Origin of the sequence: Microbacterium sp. NPDC090225, from assembly GCF_044772365.1 — a bacterium.
Lineage (GTDB): Bacteria > Actinomycetota > Actinomycetes > Actinomycetales > Microbacteriaceae > Microbacterium.
This window is the reverse complement of record NZ_JBIVYS010000002.1, coordinates 267,264-283,454: the sequence shown is the minus strand read 5'-3', so window position 1 is coordinate 283,454 and position 16,191 is coordinate 267,264. Positions and strand designations below refer to the sequence as shown.

Below are 16,191 nucleotides of genomic sequence, written 5' to 3'. Positions count from 1 at the left end.
CGACCTCCCGTGGACGGCGGTTCCTCCCCGTCGTCCACGGGAACGCAGAACGCCCCCGGCCGAAGCCGGGGGCGTTCTGCCATGCGCGATGGATCAGAAGTCCATGCCACCCGACGGGTCGCCGACCGGAGCGGACGCCTTCTCGGGCTTGTCGGCCACGACGGCCTCGGTGGTGAGGAACAGCGCGGCGATCGACGCGGCGTTCTGCAGCGCGGAGCGCGTCACCTTCGCCGGGTCGATGATGCCGGCGCCGAACATGTCGACGTACTCGCCCGTGGCGGCGTTGAGGCCCTGGCCCGCGGGGAGCTCGGAGACCTTGTTCGCCACGACGCCCGGCTCGAGACCGGCGTTCAGCGCGATCTGCTTCAGCGGAGCCTCGATCGCCACGCGGACGATGTTCGCACCGGTCGCCTCGTCGCCCGTGAGCGACAGAGCGTCGAGAGCCTTGGTGCCCGACTGGATGAGCGCGACGCCACCACCGGGGACGATGCCCTCCTCGACGGCTGCCTTCGCGTTGCGGACGGCGTCTTCGATGCGGTGCTTGCGCTCCTTGAGCTCGACCTCGGTAGCCGCGCCCGCCTTGATGACGGCGACGCCACCGGCGAGCTTCGCCAGGCGCTCCTGCAGCTTCTCGCGGTCGTAGTCGCTGTCGGTGTTCTCGATCTCGCGGCGGATCTGCGTCACGCGACCCTCGATCTGCTCGGCCTCGCCGGCACCCTCGACGATCGTGGTCTCGTCCTTGGTGACGATGACCTTGCGTGCACGACCCAGCAGGTCGAGCGTGGCGTTCTCGAGCTTCAGGCCGACCTCTTCGGTGATGACCTGACCACCGGTGAGGATCGCGATGTCCTGCAGCTGCGCCTTGCGACGGTCGCCGAAGCCGGGAGCCTTGACGGCGACCGACTTGAAGATGCCCTTGAGCTTGTTGAGCACGAGAGTCGCGAGAGCCTCGCCCTCGACGTCCTCGGCGATGATGACGAGCTCCTTGCCGTCCTGGATCACCTTGTCGACGATGGGCAGGAGGTCCTTGATGTTGGAGACCTTCTGGTTCGCGATCAGGATGTAGGGGTCTTCGAAGACCGCTTCCTGACGGTCGGGGTCCGTGACGAAGTACGGGTTCAGGTAGCCCTTGTCGAAGCGCATGCCCTCGGTGAGCTCGAGCTCGGTGCCGAAGGTCTGCGACTCCTCGACGGTGACCACACCCTCCTTGCCGACCTTGTCGATCGCCTCGGCGATGAGCTCGCCGATCGCGGGGTCAGCGGCGGAGATGGATGCCGTGGCGGCGATCTGCTCCTTCGACTCGATCTCCTTGGCGCTGGCGAGCAGCTCCTCGGTGATCGCGGCAACGGCCTTCTCGATGCCCCGCTTGAGCGAGATCGGGTCGGCGCCGGCTGCGACGTTGCGCAGGCCCTCGCGGACCAAAGCCTGAGCGAGGACCGTGGCGGTGGTGGTTCCGTCACCGGCGACGTCGTCGGTCTTCTTGGCGACCTCCTTGACGAGCTCCGCGCCGATCTTCTCGTACGGGTCGTCCAGCTCAATCTCCTTGGCGATGGACACACCGTCGTTCGTGATCGTGGGGGCGCCCCACTTCTTCTCGAGCACGACGTTGCGGCCACGCGGACCGAGGGTCACCTTGACGGCGTCGGCGAGGATGTTGAGGCCGCGCTCGAGGCCGCGGCGGGCCTCCTCATCGAAAGCAATGATCTTTGCCATGAGTTTTTTCGTCCCTCCTGGACGTAGACGTTGGGTTTAGCACTCAGAGTGAGAGAGTGCTAACGCCATTCTGGCACTCGACCCCTGCGAGTGCAAGCCGCGGACGGAGGGTGCCCGACGCGTCTCAGGGAGCGGGCGTCTCGGCAGAAGTCTCGGGAGCCGTGGCGGAGCGATCGAGACCGACGACGATCGTGAGCTGCTTCGCCTCGCCGTCGTTCAGGTCGGCGTAGAAGTCGCTCTGCTCGATCTCCGCTCCCCCGATGAGATCGGCGACACCGAGCGCGGCGAGACGATCGGCCTCGTCGACGTAGTACACGGTCGTGGTCTCGAAGTCCTGGCTGCCGCTGTCACTCGCATACACGGTGGTGAACCCGGCGTTCAGCAACGTCTCGCGCATCTGCTCGTCGAGTCCCTCATCGGGCGTCGCGTTGAGGATCGTGACTTCGAACGTCGTGTCGAGCACACCCGTCTCGACGGGAGTCGGCTCGGCGGTCGGCACCGCTTCGGGGAAGAGGTCGATGCGACCCATCACCACCAGCGAGCCGAAGATGCCGACGATGATGAGCACGAGGGCGGCGACGAACGACCACAGCAGCACCACCCAACCGTTCATGCCCGGCGCTTCGGCGCGGTGCGCCCCGACGCGGCCGGATGAGCGGGGGACGTCGTCGAAACGATCACGGGTGGGCTTGGACACCCCACGATGCTATCCGAGAGCGCGGTCAGCCCACGAAACCGGGGGTGCGTGCCGAACGACGCACGACGCGCGCATCGCGCAGACGGCGCAACCGGCGGATCAGCATCGGATCGAACTCGAGCGCGGCATCCGACTCGATGAGCCGGCCGAGGAGCTGGTAGTAGCGCGCCGCACTCATACCCAGCTGCGCCCGGATGGCCTCTTCCTTTGCACCGCCGTGCCGGGGCCAGACCGTCTCCAGCGCGAGGATCGCGCGGTCGCGCTCCGTGAGGTCACCGATCATGTGCCCAGATTAGGGCGCGCACGGTGACTCGGCGCCGCGCCACTCCCACCATGCGCCGAGCGGGTCGGCCGCAGCGCGCACCCGGCCGTCGAGCGCGACGGCGAACCCGGGCCACACGTCGGCGTCGATCGGCGGCTCCCAGACGTCGAGGAGTCCGGGTGGATCGATCGTGACCCACCGCGCCGGCAGAGCCCGGATGCGGTCGACCAGGGCCGAGCGGGCCGCGCGCGGGATATGCACGAGCACGCCGGGAGTGGTGATCACGAGAGTCGCCCCGACCGGCGCTCGGGCGACGAGAGCATCAAGGCGTTCGAGTGCATCGCCGGCGACGAGCAGCGGCGGATCGGCGGCAGCGATGTCGAGCGCCGCCGCGATCCGCTGCTCGCGGCCGCTCTCCCCCGGCCACACGAGCCCCTGCAACCACCGACGGTCGTCGACATCGCGCGCATCGAGCGGCGCGAGATCGATCCCTGCGCGCCACACGATCTCGGGTAGCCGCAGCTCGGGAAGCTCACCCTCGACCCGGCTGTCGAGCACGACCGGCGAGACCCCGTCGGGCGGGTCGAGCGCCACCCGCACCTCGCCGTCGGGCCCGATGAAGCGGTACGAGTAGCGATCCGGGTACAGGCAGAGACCCGCGGATGCCCCGATCTCGAGCAGCGCTATCGGTCCGTCGATCTCCGACAGCACCGGGAGGAGCGCCGCGAGGCGGAGCGGTTCGTTGGTCTGCAGCGATCGCGCGGTGCACTCGGCGACGACGGCATCCGCAGTGCGGAGCACGAACTCCCGCCACACGGGGTATCCGTCGAGCGACGCCCCGAGCAGGCGGGTCACCGCGAAGACCAGCGGCGGCTGACGCCGGTTCTCGGGGATGCGCGCGAGCACGTCCTGCACCGGGCCGTCGCCGGCGACGCCCGCCGCCCACTCCGCGTACAGCGCGCTGCGACCGGGCGCCTCCTTCTCGGCGAAGCGCGCGTAGCGCTCGCGAACAGCATCCGTCATCCCTCCATTGTGGATGCACGCAGCCCGGCGCCCCGCGACAGGGGAGAATGGAGAGGACCCCAGGAGGACTCATGTCGTACAGCGTGGAAAAGACCGAAGACGAGTGGCGCAAGGAGCTCGGCGACGACCAGTACGCCGTGCTGCGCCAGGCGGCGACCGAGCGCGCCTGGACCGGCGAGCTGCTCGACGAGGGACGCGCCGGCCTCTACACCTGCGGCGCATGCGGCGCCGAGCTCTTCCAGAGCGGCACGAAGTTCGACTCCGGCTGCGGCTGGCCGAGCTTCTACGAGTCGATCCGCCCCGAGGCCGTCGAGCTCATCGAGGACACCTCGCTCGGCATGGTCCGCACCGAAGTGCGGTGCGCGACGTGCGGATCGCACCTGGGCCATGTCTTCCCCGACGGCTTCGGCACCCCGACCGGCGACCGCTACTGCATGAACTCGCTGGCGATGAACTTCACTCCCGAGGCCCCCGAGGCGTGAGCGCGCTCGACGCCGTCCGCTCGCGGCAGTCTTGGTCGAAGGTCACCGAGGAGGCGCCCTCCCGCGAGGAGCTCCTTCCGCTGATCGCCGCCGCCGGGCGCGTGGCCGACCATTCGTCGCTGCGGCCGTGGCGACTGATCGAGCTGCGCGGTGACGACCGGCTCGCCCTGGGCGCCGCGATCGCGAAGGCCGAGGGCGAGAAGAAGCCGTCGACCAAGCCGCTGCGCGCGTCGCTGCTGATCGCGGTGGTCGGCAGCTATCGCACGAACCACAAGGTGCCGGTGTGGGAGCAGGAGGCGGTCGCCTCCGGTGTCGCGCACACGCTGAGCCTGCTGCTCGACGAAGCCGGGTGGGGCGTGTTCTGGCGCACCGGCGGATACACCCGGTCGAAGGCGGTCGCGCGGGCGCACGGACTGGCGAAGAACGAGGTGCTGCTGGGGTGGCTCTACGTCGGCGACAAGCCGGCGAAGTCACCGGGGCGGCGTACGCCCGTCGATGCCGATGCACTGCTGACGCGGATGCCGTCGGACGGCGCGACCACGGACGACAAGTCCGCGAAGAAGAACGCGACGAAGAAAAAGAAGAAAGCGAAGTAGTCAGCGCCGACGGCGCACGACCGCCACGAGCACGGATGCCGCGGCGATCGCCACCATCGTGACGATCTGCCAGCTCGCGGGCCCCGCCTCGGTGGGCCAGATCAGGTCGATCGCGACCGCAGCGACGAGCTGCCCCAGCACCGAGCCGAGTCCGAGCAGCAGCACGCCGGTGTGTGCCACGAGGAACGCCCCGAGGAAGATGTAGACGACGCCGAGGAAGCCGCCCGTGTACAGCCACGGCTCGGCGGGCAGCGCGTGCGGCGCTCCCTGAGCGGCGACGCTGATCGCGGCGGCGACGGCGAGCACGAGGGTCCCGGCGATGAAGCTCGTCATGGTCGCCACCATCGGCGACGACACGCGCTGCGCCAGCCGCCCGTTGACGGCCTGCTGCCAGGCGATGCCCACTCCGGCGGCGAACGGGAGCACGAGCATCCACAGCGGAGCGGTGCGCAGCACGTCACCGCCCAGGGAGACCCCGACGGCCACCAGCGCGAGCGCGGCACCGGCGACGCGTCCCATGGTGACGGCCACGACGCCCGCAGGACCGAAGCCGATCCGGTCGAGCACGAGCCCGTGCAGGGTCTGGCCCGCGACCACGCCCACGGTGAACAGCGAGACCCCGAGCACGGCGGCGGTGAGCCCCTGCGTAGAAACGGTGAGGGCGCCGCAGGCGCCGCCGAGGAGCATCCACGGCGGGATCTTCCTCCCTCGGATGCCGCCGACGAGCCTGCCCATGCCCGCGCGCCCGGACGGGAGCGAGGCGACGATGACGGCCAGGACGGCCGTGCCGACGGCGAACGAGACGAGGCCGGCGACGACGCCATCGCCCAGACGGATACCGAGGACGCCGTTGATGCGCGCCTGGATCGCGGTCATGACGCCGATCGCCACGGCGCCGCCGATCGCGAGCGGCGCGGGGAGCGAACGGGTCGGAGTCACTCGTTTCACGGTACCGGATTCGCCCTCGCGCCCCTGACGGATGTCGGTGGCCCGGACTAGCCTGTGGGCATGTGCGCGAGCTATGGACTGGATCCCCGATTCACCGACGCCGAGCTGCTGGCCGAGGCCGACGCCGACGTGCTCGACGGCCTGCGCCAGTGGGCGCAGCAGAACGCGGGTGAGACCCTGCGCCCGACCGGCAAGAACCTCCGCAACCTCAATCCCGTGGTCGTCGATGCCGACGGCCAGACCGCGCTGGAGCCCGCGTGGTGGGGATTCCTCGTGAACGGCGAACCCGCGAAGTTCCCCTCGATCAACACCCGCTCCGAGCGTCTGCAGGAGCGCCCCGGCTCGCTCAAGACCCGCGCGCTGGTGCCGGCGACCGGCTGGTTCGAGATGAAGAAGCCCGAGCGCGTGTGGCACGAGTTCGGCATGGGCGGGGGCACCCTGTTCGGCATGGCGGCCGTCACGCAGCGCGGCCGCACCGCTGACGGCGAATGGTTCACCTGCTACTCGATCGTGATGCGCCCCGCGCCCGCCCATCTCGTCGACGTGCACGACCGCATGCCGGTCCTCATCCCGACCGCCTTCGCCCACGAATGGCTCACCGCCCAGGGCGATCGCGAGCTCATCGACGAGGCGCTGCTCGCGGCGGCATCCCTCGACGATCGCGTCGCCGTCACGGCGCGATCCGACGACAAGGGCTCGGATCGGCTGTTCTGACGATGGATGCCGATGCCCTCACCGCCACGGCGGCCGAACGCGCCGAAGAACTGCCCGGTGCCGAGCTGACGAACCCCTTCGGACCGGAGTGGGACGTCTACAAGGTGCGCGGACGTGTCTTTCTCCTGCTCCCCCTCGACGGCACGGGCCGGGTGACCGTCAAGTCGCATCCCGACGACGCGGTCGCGCTGCGCGAGACGTTCGCCGACATCGTTCCGGGCTATCACATGAACAAGAGGCACTGGATCTCGCTGCGCCCGGGTCCCTCGCTCGAACCGGGGCTCGTGACCGAGCTGGTCACCGAGTCGTACCTGCTGGTCGTCGAGAAGCTGCCCCGTGCGCAGCGGCCCGTCGATCCCGAGCTTTTCGCGAGACCCGCCCCCGAGATCCAGGGGTCCTAGATCCAGCCCTTGTCCCGGGCGATGCGGGCCGCCTGTGCACGGTTCTCGGTCGCCGTCTTCCCGATCGCGGACGACAGATGGTTGCGCACCGTCCCGGCCGACAGGAACACCTCGGCGGCGATCTGCGCGATCGCGCGCCCGTCGGCCGACAGCCGCAGCACCTGCTGTTCTCGCTCGCTCAGCGGGTTGGCGCCCTCGAACAGTGAGGCCTCGGCGAGCGCGGGATCCACGACGCGGAGCCCCTGGTGCACCCGTCGTACGGCGTGGGCGAGCTGGGCGGCCGGGGTGTCCTTGGCGATGAAGCCGCTCGCCCCGGCGTCCAGAGCCTGACGCAGATACCCCGGGCGCGCGAAGGTCGTCACGATCAGCACGCGCGTCGACGGACTCACCTCGCACACCGCGCGCGTCGCGGCGACGCCGTCGATGCCGGGCATCTGGATGTCCATCAGGCACACGTCGGGCTGCGCCTGCGCGGCCCTGTCCGCCGCCTCGGCACCGTCGGCGGCTTCGGCGACGACCGTCAGATCGTCCTCGAGCTCGAGCAGCGCACCCATCGCGCCCCGCACGAGGGCCTGATCGTCGACGAGCAACAGCCGGATCGGATCGCTCACCAGGTCACGCTCACTCTCGTCCCGCCCGTCGGGGCATCCTCCACGGCGAGCACGGCACCGGCCGCCGCGGCGCGTTCGGCCATGCCCCGCAGGCCGTTGCCCGCGGGTCCGCGAGCGCCGCGTCCGTCGTCCTCGATGGCCATCACCCCGGGAGCCATCGTGATCCGCACCCGTCGGGCCTCCGCGTGGCGCAGGATGTTCGTGGTCGATTCCCTCACGATCCACCCGGCGGGCAGGGCCTGCGCGGGCGACAGCGCCGACGGGTCGCCCTCGACGTCGACGTGCAGTCCCGCCGACTCGAGTGCGACCGTGCTCGCGTCGATCTGTTCCGCCAGCGCGACGCTGCGGATGCCGGTGACGGTGCTGCGCACGCCGGCGATCGCCTCACCCGTGAGGTGCACGATCTGCACGAGCTCGGCCTTCGCACGCTCGGGGTCCTGGTCGACGAGACGTTCGGCGAGCTCGGCCTTGAGCTTCACGGCCGTGAGGGTGTGCCCGAGCAGGTCGTGCACGTCGCGGGCGATCGACGTGCGCTCCTCGCTGGTGGCGAGATCCATCCGCACCTTGTCGGCGTCGACCGAGCGCGAGATCAACCAGGTGTTCACGGTGTTCACGACCGCGATGAGCAGCACGATGACGAGGATCTGGAAGTGGTCGCCGAACCGCCCCGTCGCGACGATCGTCGTCGCGGCGATCGCGATGCCCGCGAGGGTCGTCACCCAGTGCCAGACACCCCGCAGTCCGTAGCTGGCGTAAGACATGAGGTACGGCAGGAAGCTGAGGGCGTTCGTCTCGATCGCCGGGATCGTCGCGAGCGCGCACGCGATCTGCACCCAGAACAGCGTGCGCACGATCGGGCGCGGTCGTCCCCACGACGAGCGCATCCCGATGACGAATCCGATCACGTACACGGTGGCGAATGCCACGAGTCCCGCCCATCCGAGCACGACCCATCCGCTCGCGGCATCCGAGGCGAGCAGCGCCAGCACCGGGTAGACGAGGAAGACCATCCAGACGACGGCCATCAACCATCCCCAGCGCTCCCAGGGGCCGGTGTGCGCCGGGGTCGCGGCAGCCTCGGTGGTCATCGGCCCAGCCTAACGACGGCTGCGCGAGCGCATCACGCCGAGACGCACGAGCGCGGCGAACAGCACGGCCCAGACGACGACGTTCAGCAGCACGGCCCAGAGCGGGTCGGCCCCACCCGCCACGAGGGTGCCGTCGGTGGCCGGCCAGCGCACCAGCGCGACGTAGCCGTACATCGGGGTCCACTTCGCGATGTCGAGCATCACGCCGTCGAGCGGGATGAAGACGTTCCCGAAGAAACCGAAGAAGGTGATCGAGATCGACGCGAGAGCGGCGGCCGAGTCGGAGTTGAAGGCGAGGCCGACGCCGAGTCCGAACAGTCCGTAGATCAGGCCGAGCCCCAGGGTGATCCCCGCGGCAGCGAACCAGCGCCAGGTGTCGGATGCCTCGGCACCCGTCGCGAGGCCGGCGGCATAGACGAAGACCACGGCGAGGGCCGAGAACGACACCGCGGCGAGCACCTTGGTCACCGCGTATCCCGCGGTCGAGAGCGGGGTGAGCGCGAGCTGACGCCCCCACCCCTGTCCGACCTCGGAGGCGGCGAGCGAGCACAGCGAGCTCATCGCGGTGGCCGTGCCGTACGCCCCCATCGACACCATCACGTAGAACGAGACGTTCGCCTGGCCCACGCTCTGCGAGGCGTAGGACATGCTCGCGCCGAAGAGCAGATACATGGCCACCGGCATCGCCAGGGTGAAGGCGAGCGTGTACGGGTTGCGGATCTGCCGCACGAGTTCGGTGCGGTACAGCGCGGGGGCGACGAGCGTGGTCATGACGGGTCCTCCGTGAGCGAGGTGAAGGCGGATTCGAGGGTGGGAGCGGTGATCTCGAGATCGCAGGCACCGAGCGACAGCAGCCGTCCGGCGAGCAGATCGGATGCCTCGGCGCGCACCGTGAGCCGATCGGCGTCGTTCGACACCTCGGCGACGGAGGCGTCGGCGCGGAGTTCCGCGGCGAGCGCAGCGATCCCGCCGGGGATCGTCGCCGAGACGATGCGGCCGCCCAGTGACGCGCGCAGGCGGGCGGTGGCGCCATCGGCGACCACACGGCCGTGATTCATGACGATCGTGCGCCGCGCGAACTGCTCGGCCTCTTCGAGGTAGTGGGTGGCGAACACGATCGTGCGGCCGGCGTCGGCATCCGCCCGCATCGCCTCCCAGAAGCGGCGACGGGCGGTGACGTCCATCCCCGCGGTCGGCTCGTCGAGCACCAGCACGTCCGGGTCCGGCAGCAGCGCGAGCGCGAACTTCACGCGCTGCTTCTCGCCACCCGAGCATTTGCCGACGCGGCGACGCGCGATCGCGGTGAGGTCGGCGCGATCGATGACCTCGGCGATGCGACCGGAGGCGCCGTGCAGCCCGGCGACCACCGAGATCGTCTCGCGCACGGTCAGATCGGAGAGCAGTCCGCCGGTCTGCAGCACCGCGGCGAGGCGCCCCGCCGTGACCGCGCGGTGCGGATGCGTGCCGAGCACGCGCGCCGTGCCCTCGTCGGGTTCGGAGAGTCCGAGGAGCACGTCGATCGTGGTGGTCTTGCCCGCGCCGTTCGGGCCGAGCAGAGCGACCACCTCACCGCGCTCGATGCGGAGGTCGACGTGATCGACCGCGACGATCCGATTCGCGCCGTGCCCGAAGCGGCGGACGATGCCGGTGAGATCGACGGCGGGCGCGGAGTCTGCGGGAGGGCGATCGGCGGGGGCGACGAGGGACTGGCTCATGCTCCCAGTGAAGCGCCGCGCGCACGGCCCGCACCGGAGGTCGATGTCACGCGGTGCGGATGACATCCGTCATGTTCCCGGTGCGCTGTTCGCCTGCCGTTCACCCCCGCGTCGGCATCCGTTCTTCCGCTTCCGTTTGTGTCGGATCTACCCGACCCCCGACCGGAGGTACTCGCCGTGCCCATCCCCCGCTCCCTCTCCTTCGGCCTCGCCGCGCTCGTCGCGGCGAGCGCGGCGATCGTCGCCCCGCAGGCGGCCGTCGCCGCCGATGCCGTCGCCGACCAGCTCGCCGTCTCGGTGGTCGGCGACGGCGTGACCACCGGCAACGACGCGGTTCCGGTCACGATCCAGCTCCTCGACGGGCAGGGCGAGCTCGGCGACACGATCGCGCTGCCGACGGCGGCCGCCGGCGACCAGCACGCGTTCACCCTCGGGGCGAACCGCGACCAGCAGGGTGCGCTGCAGCAGTCGGCCGACCACCGCTACGTGACGCTCGGCGGATACGACGCGGCCCCGGGATCGGGCTCACTCAACGACACGGCTGCCCCAGCCACGCTGCGCGTGATCGCCCGGATCGGGTCGGAGGGCGACGTCGACACCGCCACGACGCTCGCCGGAGGATTCTCGCTGCGCCACATCCGCGGCACCGCCACGATCGACGGCACCCGCTACTGGGCGGGCGGTCACGGCGGCGACTCCACGGCTCCCGCCGGCGGCGTGCTCACGGTCGAGGCCGGCGGGTCCGACCCCACCGCCGTCGTCTCCGGCAGCAGCAACCTCAACAACGGTCGCGTGGTCGACATCCACGACGGACAGCTCTACCTCACGAGCGACCGCAGCGGGTTCTCGGGGCTCAACACGGTCGGCACCGGCATCCCGACCGCCGCGGGCGCACCGCTCACGCTCGTGGCCGCGGCGCCGGTCGGCGCATCCGTCGCGCACGACTTCGCCTTCGCCGGCGACCACCTCTACGTCGGCTACACCGAGGGTGCGGGCGAAGGTATCGCCAAGTACCGCCGGACCGGCGCCACCTGGACCTGGGTCGAGACCCTGCCGGGCGACTTCTGGGGCCTCGAGGCGCGCCAGGCGGGCGACGACTCGGTGCTGTACGCCGTGCGCGGCCTCAACCAGGGCAACGAGATCGTGCGCATCGTCGACACCGGTGACGACGCCGCGTTCACCGCGCAGACCGACGTCCTCGCGACGGCCGCGCCGCAGACCGCCTTCCGGGGTGTCGCCTTCGCGCCCGGGTTCGAGCCGGGAACGGATGCCGCAGGTCCCATCCTCGCGAAGCCGACCCTGTCGTGGGACGTGCGCGTCCCCGGCGGCGCCGGCAGCGCCCTCGCCGCAGTGCTCGGACAGCGCACCAATCCCGTCGCCACCGGCGTGATCTCCGATGCCGCGGGCGAGGCCGTCACGGCGACCGTGACCAGCAGCAACCCCACCGTGGTGCCCGACGAGGCCATCCGTCTCGATGTCGCCGAAGACGGATCGTTCCGGCTCGCGGCGACGCCCGCGGCCACCGGTAGCGCCGTGCTCACCGTCCACCTGCGCACCGACGACGGGCGCACCGCGATCTCGCAGCTCCCCTACCGCGTCGCCCCGGCCTTCGCCGACGAGAACGCCCGCGGGCACTTCGGGATGTCGGATGCCTCCGCCGCGATCGACGCCGGTGACGGGTTCTTCTTCGCGGCCGACGACGACTCGAACGCGATCCGCCTGTTCTCGGAGCGGGGCGGGGAGGCCGTCGCGGCCTTCGACTTCAGCGACCGCATCGAGTTCGAACGCGCGGGCGAGGCCCACGACTTCGAGGCCGTCGCCCAGGCCGGAGATCAGGTCTTCTGGATCGGATCGACCGGCAACACCCGCAGCGGCAACGTGCGCCTCGATCGCAACATCGTGCTGCAGACGCAGATCTCCGGATCCGGCGCGAACGCGACGCTCTCCTTCGTCGGCTACCGCAACGTGCTGCGTGACGCGCTCGTCGCCTGGGATCACGAAGACCAGCACGGCCTGGGCGCCGACCGCTTCGGGTTCCTCGCGGCCACCCAGCCGGGCGTCTCGGCTGAAGGCCCCGACTCGCTCAACATCGAGGGAGCGGCGATCGCGCCGGACGGCACGACGCTGTGGCTCGGCTTCCGCTCGCCCGAGGTCGGCGACGACGCGGATGCGCTCATCGTGCCCATCGCCGACATCGCCGACGTCGTCGCTGGCGCGGATGCCGTCGTCGGCGACCCGATCCTCCTCGACCTCGGCGGACGCGCGATCCGCGACGTGGCCCGCGCCGAGTCCGGTGACTACCTGATCGTCGGCGGCAGCGCCGACGACACCGGCCGCTTCGCCCTCTTCGGGTGGTCCGGCTCGCTGGACGACGCCCCGGTCGCGGCATCCGGCACGCTCGGGCTCGAGAACTGGCCCGGCTCCTACGAGGGCATCGCGGGCGTGCGCGACCTCGCCGACGGAACCTCCGTGCGCCTGCTGCTCGATTCGGGAACGGTCGACATCTACGGCGACGGCACCGAGGCGCAGGACCTCTCGCCCGTCGAGTTCAAGCTCTTCCCCTCGCAGACCGTCGAGCTGTCGTTCGGTGCGGCGTTCACCGAGAAGCGGATCGCGGTCACGGGCGGCACCCTTCGAATCGGCTCGCCCTCCGAGATCACCGTCTCGGGCTTCGCGGAGGGCGAGCAGATCGAGCTCGTGCTGAACTCCGACCCGGTGCGCCTCGCGACTCTCACCGCGGGAGCCGACGGCACGGCACGCACGGTCGTCGTTCCTCCGGCATCCGTCACACCCGGCGCGCACACCCTGACCGCCACGGCGGCCTCGGGTACGGGCGAACTCGCGGTGACCGTGCTCGCCGCGGTCGCCGACGGCGGCAGCGGTGATGGCGGAGGCGACAGCGGTGCCGGATCGGGCCCCGGCGCAGGATCGGGGGCCGGTGACGCGCTCGCCACGACGGGGTCGGACTTCCCCGCAGGGCCGGTCGCGCTCGTCGCACTCGCGCTCCTCGCGCTCGGTGCCCTGGCGCTGCGTCGCACGGGTGTCGCTTCGGAGTGACCCGTTCTCGTCGGCTACTCTGCATCGGGTGACCGTGCAGAGTACCGACGAAGAACAGCACCTCCGGCGAGCGCTGAGCAACCGCCACATCCAGCTCCTGGCGATCGGCGGTGCGATCGGGACCGGGCTCTTCATGGGCAGCGGCAAGACCATCTCGGTGGCCGGCCCCTCGGTGATCTTCGTCTACATGATCATCGGGTTCATGCTCTTCTTCGTCATGCGCGCGATGGGCGAGCTGCTGCTGTCGAACCTCAAGTACAAGTCGTTCAGCGATTTCGCCAGCGACCTGCTGGGGCCGTGGGCCGGGTTCTTCACGGGCTGGACGTACTGGTTCTGCTGGGTGGTGACGGGCGTCGCCGACGTCATCGCGATCGCGGGGTACACGAACACCCTCCTCCCCGGCATCCCGCTGTGGATCCCGGGTGTCGCCGTGGTCGTCATCCTGCTCGCGCTGAACCTCCCCACGGTCGCCGCCTTCGGCGAGATGGAGTTCTGGTTCGCGCTGATCAAGATCGTGGCGATCGTCGCGCTCATCGTCACCGGTCTCGTGATGATCTTCACCGGCTTCCAGCACGACGCCGGTACCGCGTCGTTCGCGAACCTCTGGAGCCACGGCGGCATGTTCCCGCACGGGTTCATGGGCTTCGTGGCCGGTTTCCAGATCGCGGTCTTCGCGTTCGTCGGGATCGAGCTGGTCGGCACCGCGGCGGCCGAGACGAAGGACCCGAAGCGGAACCTGCCCAAGGCGATCAACGCGATCCCGATCCGCATCCTGCTCTTCTACGTCGGCGCCCTCATCGTGCTCATGGCGGTGACCCCCTGGACCGAGTACGTCGCCGGCGAGAGCCCCTTCATCGCGATGTTCGCCCTGGCCGGTCTCGGCATCGCTGCGACCGTCGTGAACCTGGTGGTCCTGACCTCGGCGATGTCGAGCGCCAACTCCGGCATCTACTCCACCTCGCGCATGGTCTTCGGGCTCGCGCAGGACGGCGACGCCCCGAAGCTCTTCGGCCGCCTGTCGAAACGCCGCGTGCCGCAGAACGCGCTGTTCCTCTCCTGCATCCTGCTGCTGTCGGGCGTCGTGCTGCTCTACGCGGGCGAGGACATCGGCACCGCCTTCGACATGGTGACGACGGTCTCCGCCGTGTGCTTCATGTTCGTGTGGACGATCTTCCTGCTCAGCTACGTCGTCTACCGCCGCCGGCGTCCGGAGAAGGCCGCGACCTCCGCCTTCCGGATGCCGGGCGGCGTCTTCATGGTCTACGTCGTGCTGGCGTTCTTCGTCTTCATCCTCTGGGCCCTGACCACCCAGCCCGACACCCTCACCGCCCTGCTCGTGACGCCGATCTGGTTCGCGCTGCTCGTCGTCGCCTGGTTCTTCGTGCGCCGCTCGCCGAACCATCTGCAGCGGCACGCGGCGCACATCGCGCACCTGCGCAGCGACGACGACGGGGGCGAGTAGGAGGTCGGCGGTACCGGCCGGATCAGGCGATCCTGCGAGCACAGGCCTGCACCGGCCGGAATGGCCTGAAGCGGCGTACTCGCCTGATGCGGCAACGGGCGAGCAGCACAGATCTGCCCAGGAATCCGTCGGGGAGAGCCGGTAGAATCATCGGCGTGCACGGCGCACGCTGCGGCCGGGACGACCCGGTTCGCGTCATCACCCGGGGACGGCCCCGTGAAGGAACCGGATGATGATCCCCACCGCTGTGAAGCAGTTCGTCGGACGACCCGACATCGCCCGAATCGCCCTGGGCTGGGGCGCCTATCTCGTCGTGCTGCTGGCGCATCCCCTGCTCGCGGCGCCCGTCGCCGTCCCCCTGCTGATCGTCGCCCTCGGGGTGATCATCGGAGTGATCCTGGTGTGCGCGTTCGGCGTGGTGAAGCAGGCCGAGGCCCTCGCCCATCGCCTGGGCGACCCGTACGGATCGCTCGTGCTCACCCTGTCGATCGTGCTGATCGAGGTGATCCTCATCTCGGCCGTCATGCTCGGGCCGGGCGAGCACGCCACGATCGCCCGCGATTCGGTGATGGCCGTCGCGATGATCATCCTGAACCTCGTGATCGGTCTCGCTCTTCTCCTCGGCGGGCTCCGCCATCGAGGAATGGCGCACAACCGCACGGGCGCCTCGGCCTATCTGGCGATGCTCGTGGTGCTCGTCGCGCTCGCGTTCGCCCTGCCGGCTCTCATCGGCCGCGACGGCTCGTACACGCTCGGTCAGGAGATCCCGATCGTGATCCTGACCCTCGGGATCTACGCGTTCTTCTTGTTCCGGCAGATGGGGGCGCAGGCGGGCGACTTCACCGAGGTCGACGAACGCCTGCGGCGACGGACGGATGCCGCGGCACCGGCGCCGCGCACCGGCATCCGCGAGATTCTCGCCGAGCACCGCACCGAAGTCCTCGTGCGCCTCGTCCTGCTCGTGGTCACCGTCACCCCGATCGTGCTGCTCTCGCACGACATGGCGGCGCTCCTCGACGACGCCCTCGGTCGGCTCGGTGCGCCTGCTGCGCTGGCCGGCGTGCTGATCGCGGCGATCGTATTCCTGCCCGAGTCCCTCACCGCGGTGCGCGCCGCCCTCGGCGGCGAGGCGCAGCGGGTCGTGAACCTCTGCCACGGTGCGCTCGTGTCGACGGTCGGGCTCACGATCCCCGCCGTGCTGGTCATCGGCATCCTCACCGGTCAGGCCGTGGTGCTCGCCGAATCGCCCGCGAACCTCCTGATGCTGGGCGTGACCCTGCTGCTCTCGGTGACGACGTTCGCCGCGAAGCGGGTGACGGCCATGCATGGGGCCGCGCACCTCGCGGTCTTCGCGGTGTACGTGATCGTGCTGTTCAGCTGAGTACAGAAGTTCGATTTCTCCGTAATTACGAACTATTGCTA

16 protein-coding genes are annotated in these 16,191 nt (G+C 70.2%); 7 read left to right on the top strand and 9 right to left on the bottom strand.

The features are described 5' to 3' along the window. Positions 1-93: 93 nt before the first annotated feature. The 4 genes from groL to ACIQTT_RS15275 form a co-directional block, all read right to left on the bottom strand. Positions 94-1,713, bottom strand: a complete 1,620-nt coding sequence (groL, locus tag ACIQTT_RS15290; RefSeq protein ID WP_402791920.1) for a chaperonin GroEL — start codon at positions 1,711-1,713, stop codon at positions 94-96. A gap of 124 nt (positions 1,714-1,837) precedes the next feature. Beyond that, the gene (locus tag ACIQTT_RS15285; RefSeq protein ID WP_402791918.1) at positions 1,838-2,410 is read right to left on the bottom strand and encodes a LytR C-terminal domain-containing protein; all 573 of its coding nucleotides are present in this window, start codon (positions 2,408-2,410) and stop codon (positions 1,838-1,840) included. 25 nt (positions 2,411-2,435) lie between these two features. Beyond that, positions 2,436-2,693 (bottom strand): DUF3263 domain-containing protein, encoded by a 258-nt coding sequence (locus ACIQTT_RS15280; protein ID WP_402791915.1) that lies wholly within the window; start codon positions 2,691-2,693, stop codon positions 2,436-2,438. A gap of 9 nt (positions 2,694-2,702) precedes the next feature. Next, complete coding sequence (locus ACIQTT_RS15275; protein WP_402791912.1) at positions 2,703-3,695, bottom strand: DUF2332 family protein; 993 nt, start codon at positions 3,693-3,695, stop codon at positions 2,703-2,705. 71 nt (positions 3,696-3,766) lie between these two features. Here ACIQTT_RS15275 and msrB point away from each other — a divergent pair, with 71 nt between their 5' ends. Both msrB and ACIQTT_RS15265 read left to right on the top strand, forming a co-directional pair. Continuing rightward, a complete protein-coding gene (gene msrB / locus ACIQTT_RS15270; protein WP_247624993.1) occupies positions 3,767-4,177 on the top strand; it encodes a peptide-methionine (R)-S-oxide reductase MsrB in 411 nt (136 codons plus the stop codon). After that, the gene (locus tag ACIQTT_RS15265; RefSeq protein ID WP_402791908.1) at positions 4,174-4,773 is read left to right on the top strand and encodes a nitroreductase family protein; all 600 of its coding nucleotides are present in this window, start codon (positions 4,174-4,176) and stop codon (positions 4,771-4,773) included. Before msrB ends, ACIQTT_RS15265 begins: the two co-directional genes overlap by 4 nt. Here ACIQTT_RS15265 and ACIQTT_RS15260 read toward each other — a convergent pair whose 3' ends face one another. Then, on the bottom strand, positions 4,774-5,712 hold the full coding sequence (locus ACIQTT_RS15260) for a DMT family transporter (protein WP_402791905.1): 939 nt from the start codon (positions 5,710-5,712) through the stop codon (positions 4,774-4,776). 69 nt (positions 5,713-5,781) lie between these two features. Between ACIQTT_RS15260 and ACIQTT_RS15255 the strand changes: the two genes are divergently transcribed. Further along, the gene (locus ACIQTT_RS15255) at positions 5,782-6,435 is read left to right on the top strand and encodes an SOS response-associated peptidase family protein (protein WP_402791902.1); all 654 of its coding nucleotides are present in this window, start codon (positions 5,782-5,784) and stop codon (positions 6,433-6,435) included. A gap of 2 nt (positions 6,436-6,437) precedes the next feature. Next, the gene (locus tag ACIQTT_RS15250; protein ID WP_402791899.1) at positions 6,438-6,836 is read left to right on the top strand and encodes an MmcQ/YjbR family DNA-binding protein; all 399 of its coding nucleotides are present in this window, start codon (positions 6,438-6,440) and stop codon (positions 6,834-6,836) included. Here the strand turns inward: ACIQTT_RS15250 and ACIQTT_RS15245 are convergent. From ACIQTT_RS15245 to ACIQTT_RS15230, 4 genes are read right to left on the bottom strand one after another with little or no spacing between them, the layout of a single operon-like run. Further along, on the bottom strand, positions 6,833-7,447 hold the full coding sequence (locus ACIQTT_RS15245; RefSeq protein WP_402791896.1) for a response regulator: 615 nt from the start codon (positions 7,445-7,447) through the stop codon (positions 6,833-6,835). The genes ACIQTT_RS15250 and ACIQTT_RS15245 overlap by 4 nt on opposite strands. Beyond that, a complete protein-coding gene (locus tag ACIQTT_RS15240) occupies positions 7,444-8,535 on the bottom strand; it encodes a sensor histidine kinase (protein WP_402791893.1) in 1,092 nt (363 codons plus the stop codon). The genes ACIQTT_RS15245 and ACIQTT_RS15240 overlap by 4 nt, the downstream gene beginning before the upstream one ends. Positions 8,536-8,544: 9 nt before the next feature. Then, positions 8,545-9,306: an ABC transporter permease gene (locus ACIQTT_RS15235; RefSeq protein WP_402791891.1), complete on the bottom strand. Its 762-nt coding sequence runs from the start codon at positions 9,304-9,306 to the stop codon at positions 8,545-8,547. Further along, positions 9,303-10,250 carry an ABC transporter ATP-binding protein gene (locus ACIQTT_RS15230; RefSeq protein WP_402791888.1) on the bottom strand — a complete coding sequence of 316 codons (948 nt, stop codon included), beginning with the start codon at positions 10,248-10,250 and terminating at the stop codon, positions 9,303-9,305. Before ACIQTT_RS15230 ends, ACIQTT_RS15235 begins: the two co-directional genes overlap by 4 nt. Positions 10,251-10,427: 177 nt before the next feature. Here ACIQTT_RS15230 and ACIQTT_RS15225 point away from each other — a divergent pair, with 177 nt between their 5' ends. The 3 genes from ACIQTT_RS15225 to ACIQTT_RS15215 all read left to right on the top strand — a co-directional run bounded on the left by ACIQTT_RS15225 (position 10,428) and on the right by ACIQTT_RS15215 (position 16,150). Beyond that, a complete protein-coding gene (locus ACIQTT_RS15225; protein ID WP_402791885.1) occupies positions 10,428-13,307 on the top strand; it encodes a hypothetical protein in 2,880 nt (959 codons plus the stop codon). A 28-nt stretch (positions 13,308-13,335) separates the two neighbouring features. Then, complete coding sequence (gene cycA, locus ACIQTT_RS15220; protein WP_402791882.1) at positions 13,336-14,769, top strand: D-serine/D-alanine/glycine transporter; 1,434 nt, start codon at positions 13,336-13,338, stop codon at positions 14,767-14,769. A gap of 232 nt (positions 14,770-15,001) precedes the next feature. Further along, on the top strand, positions 15,002-16,150 hold the full coding sequence (locus ACIQTT_RS15215) for a calcium:proton antiporter (RefSeq protein ID WP_402791879.1): 1,149 nt from the start codon (positions 15,002-15,004) through the stop codon (positions 16,148-16,150). Positions 16,151-16,191 lie beyond the last annotated feature (41 nt).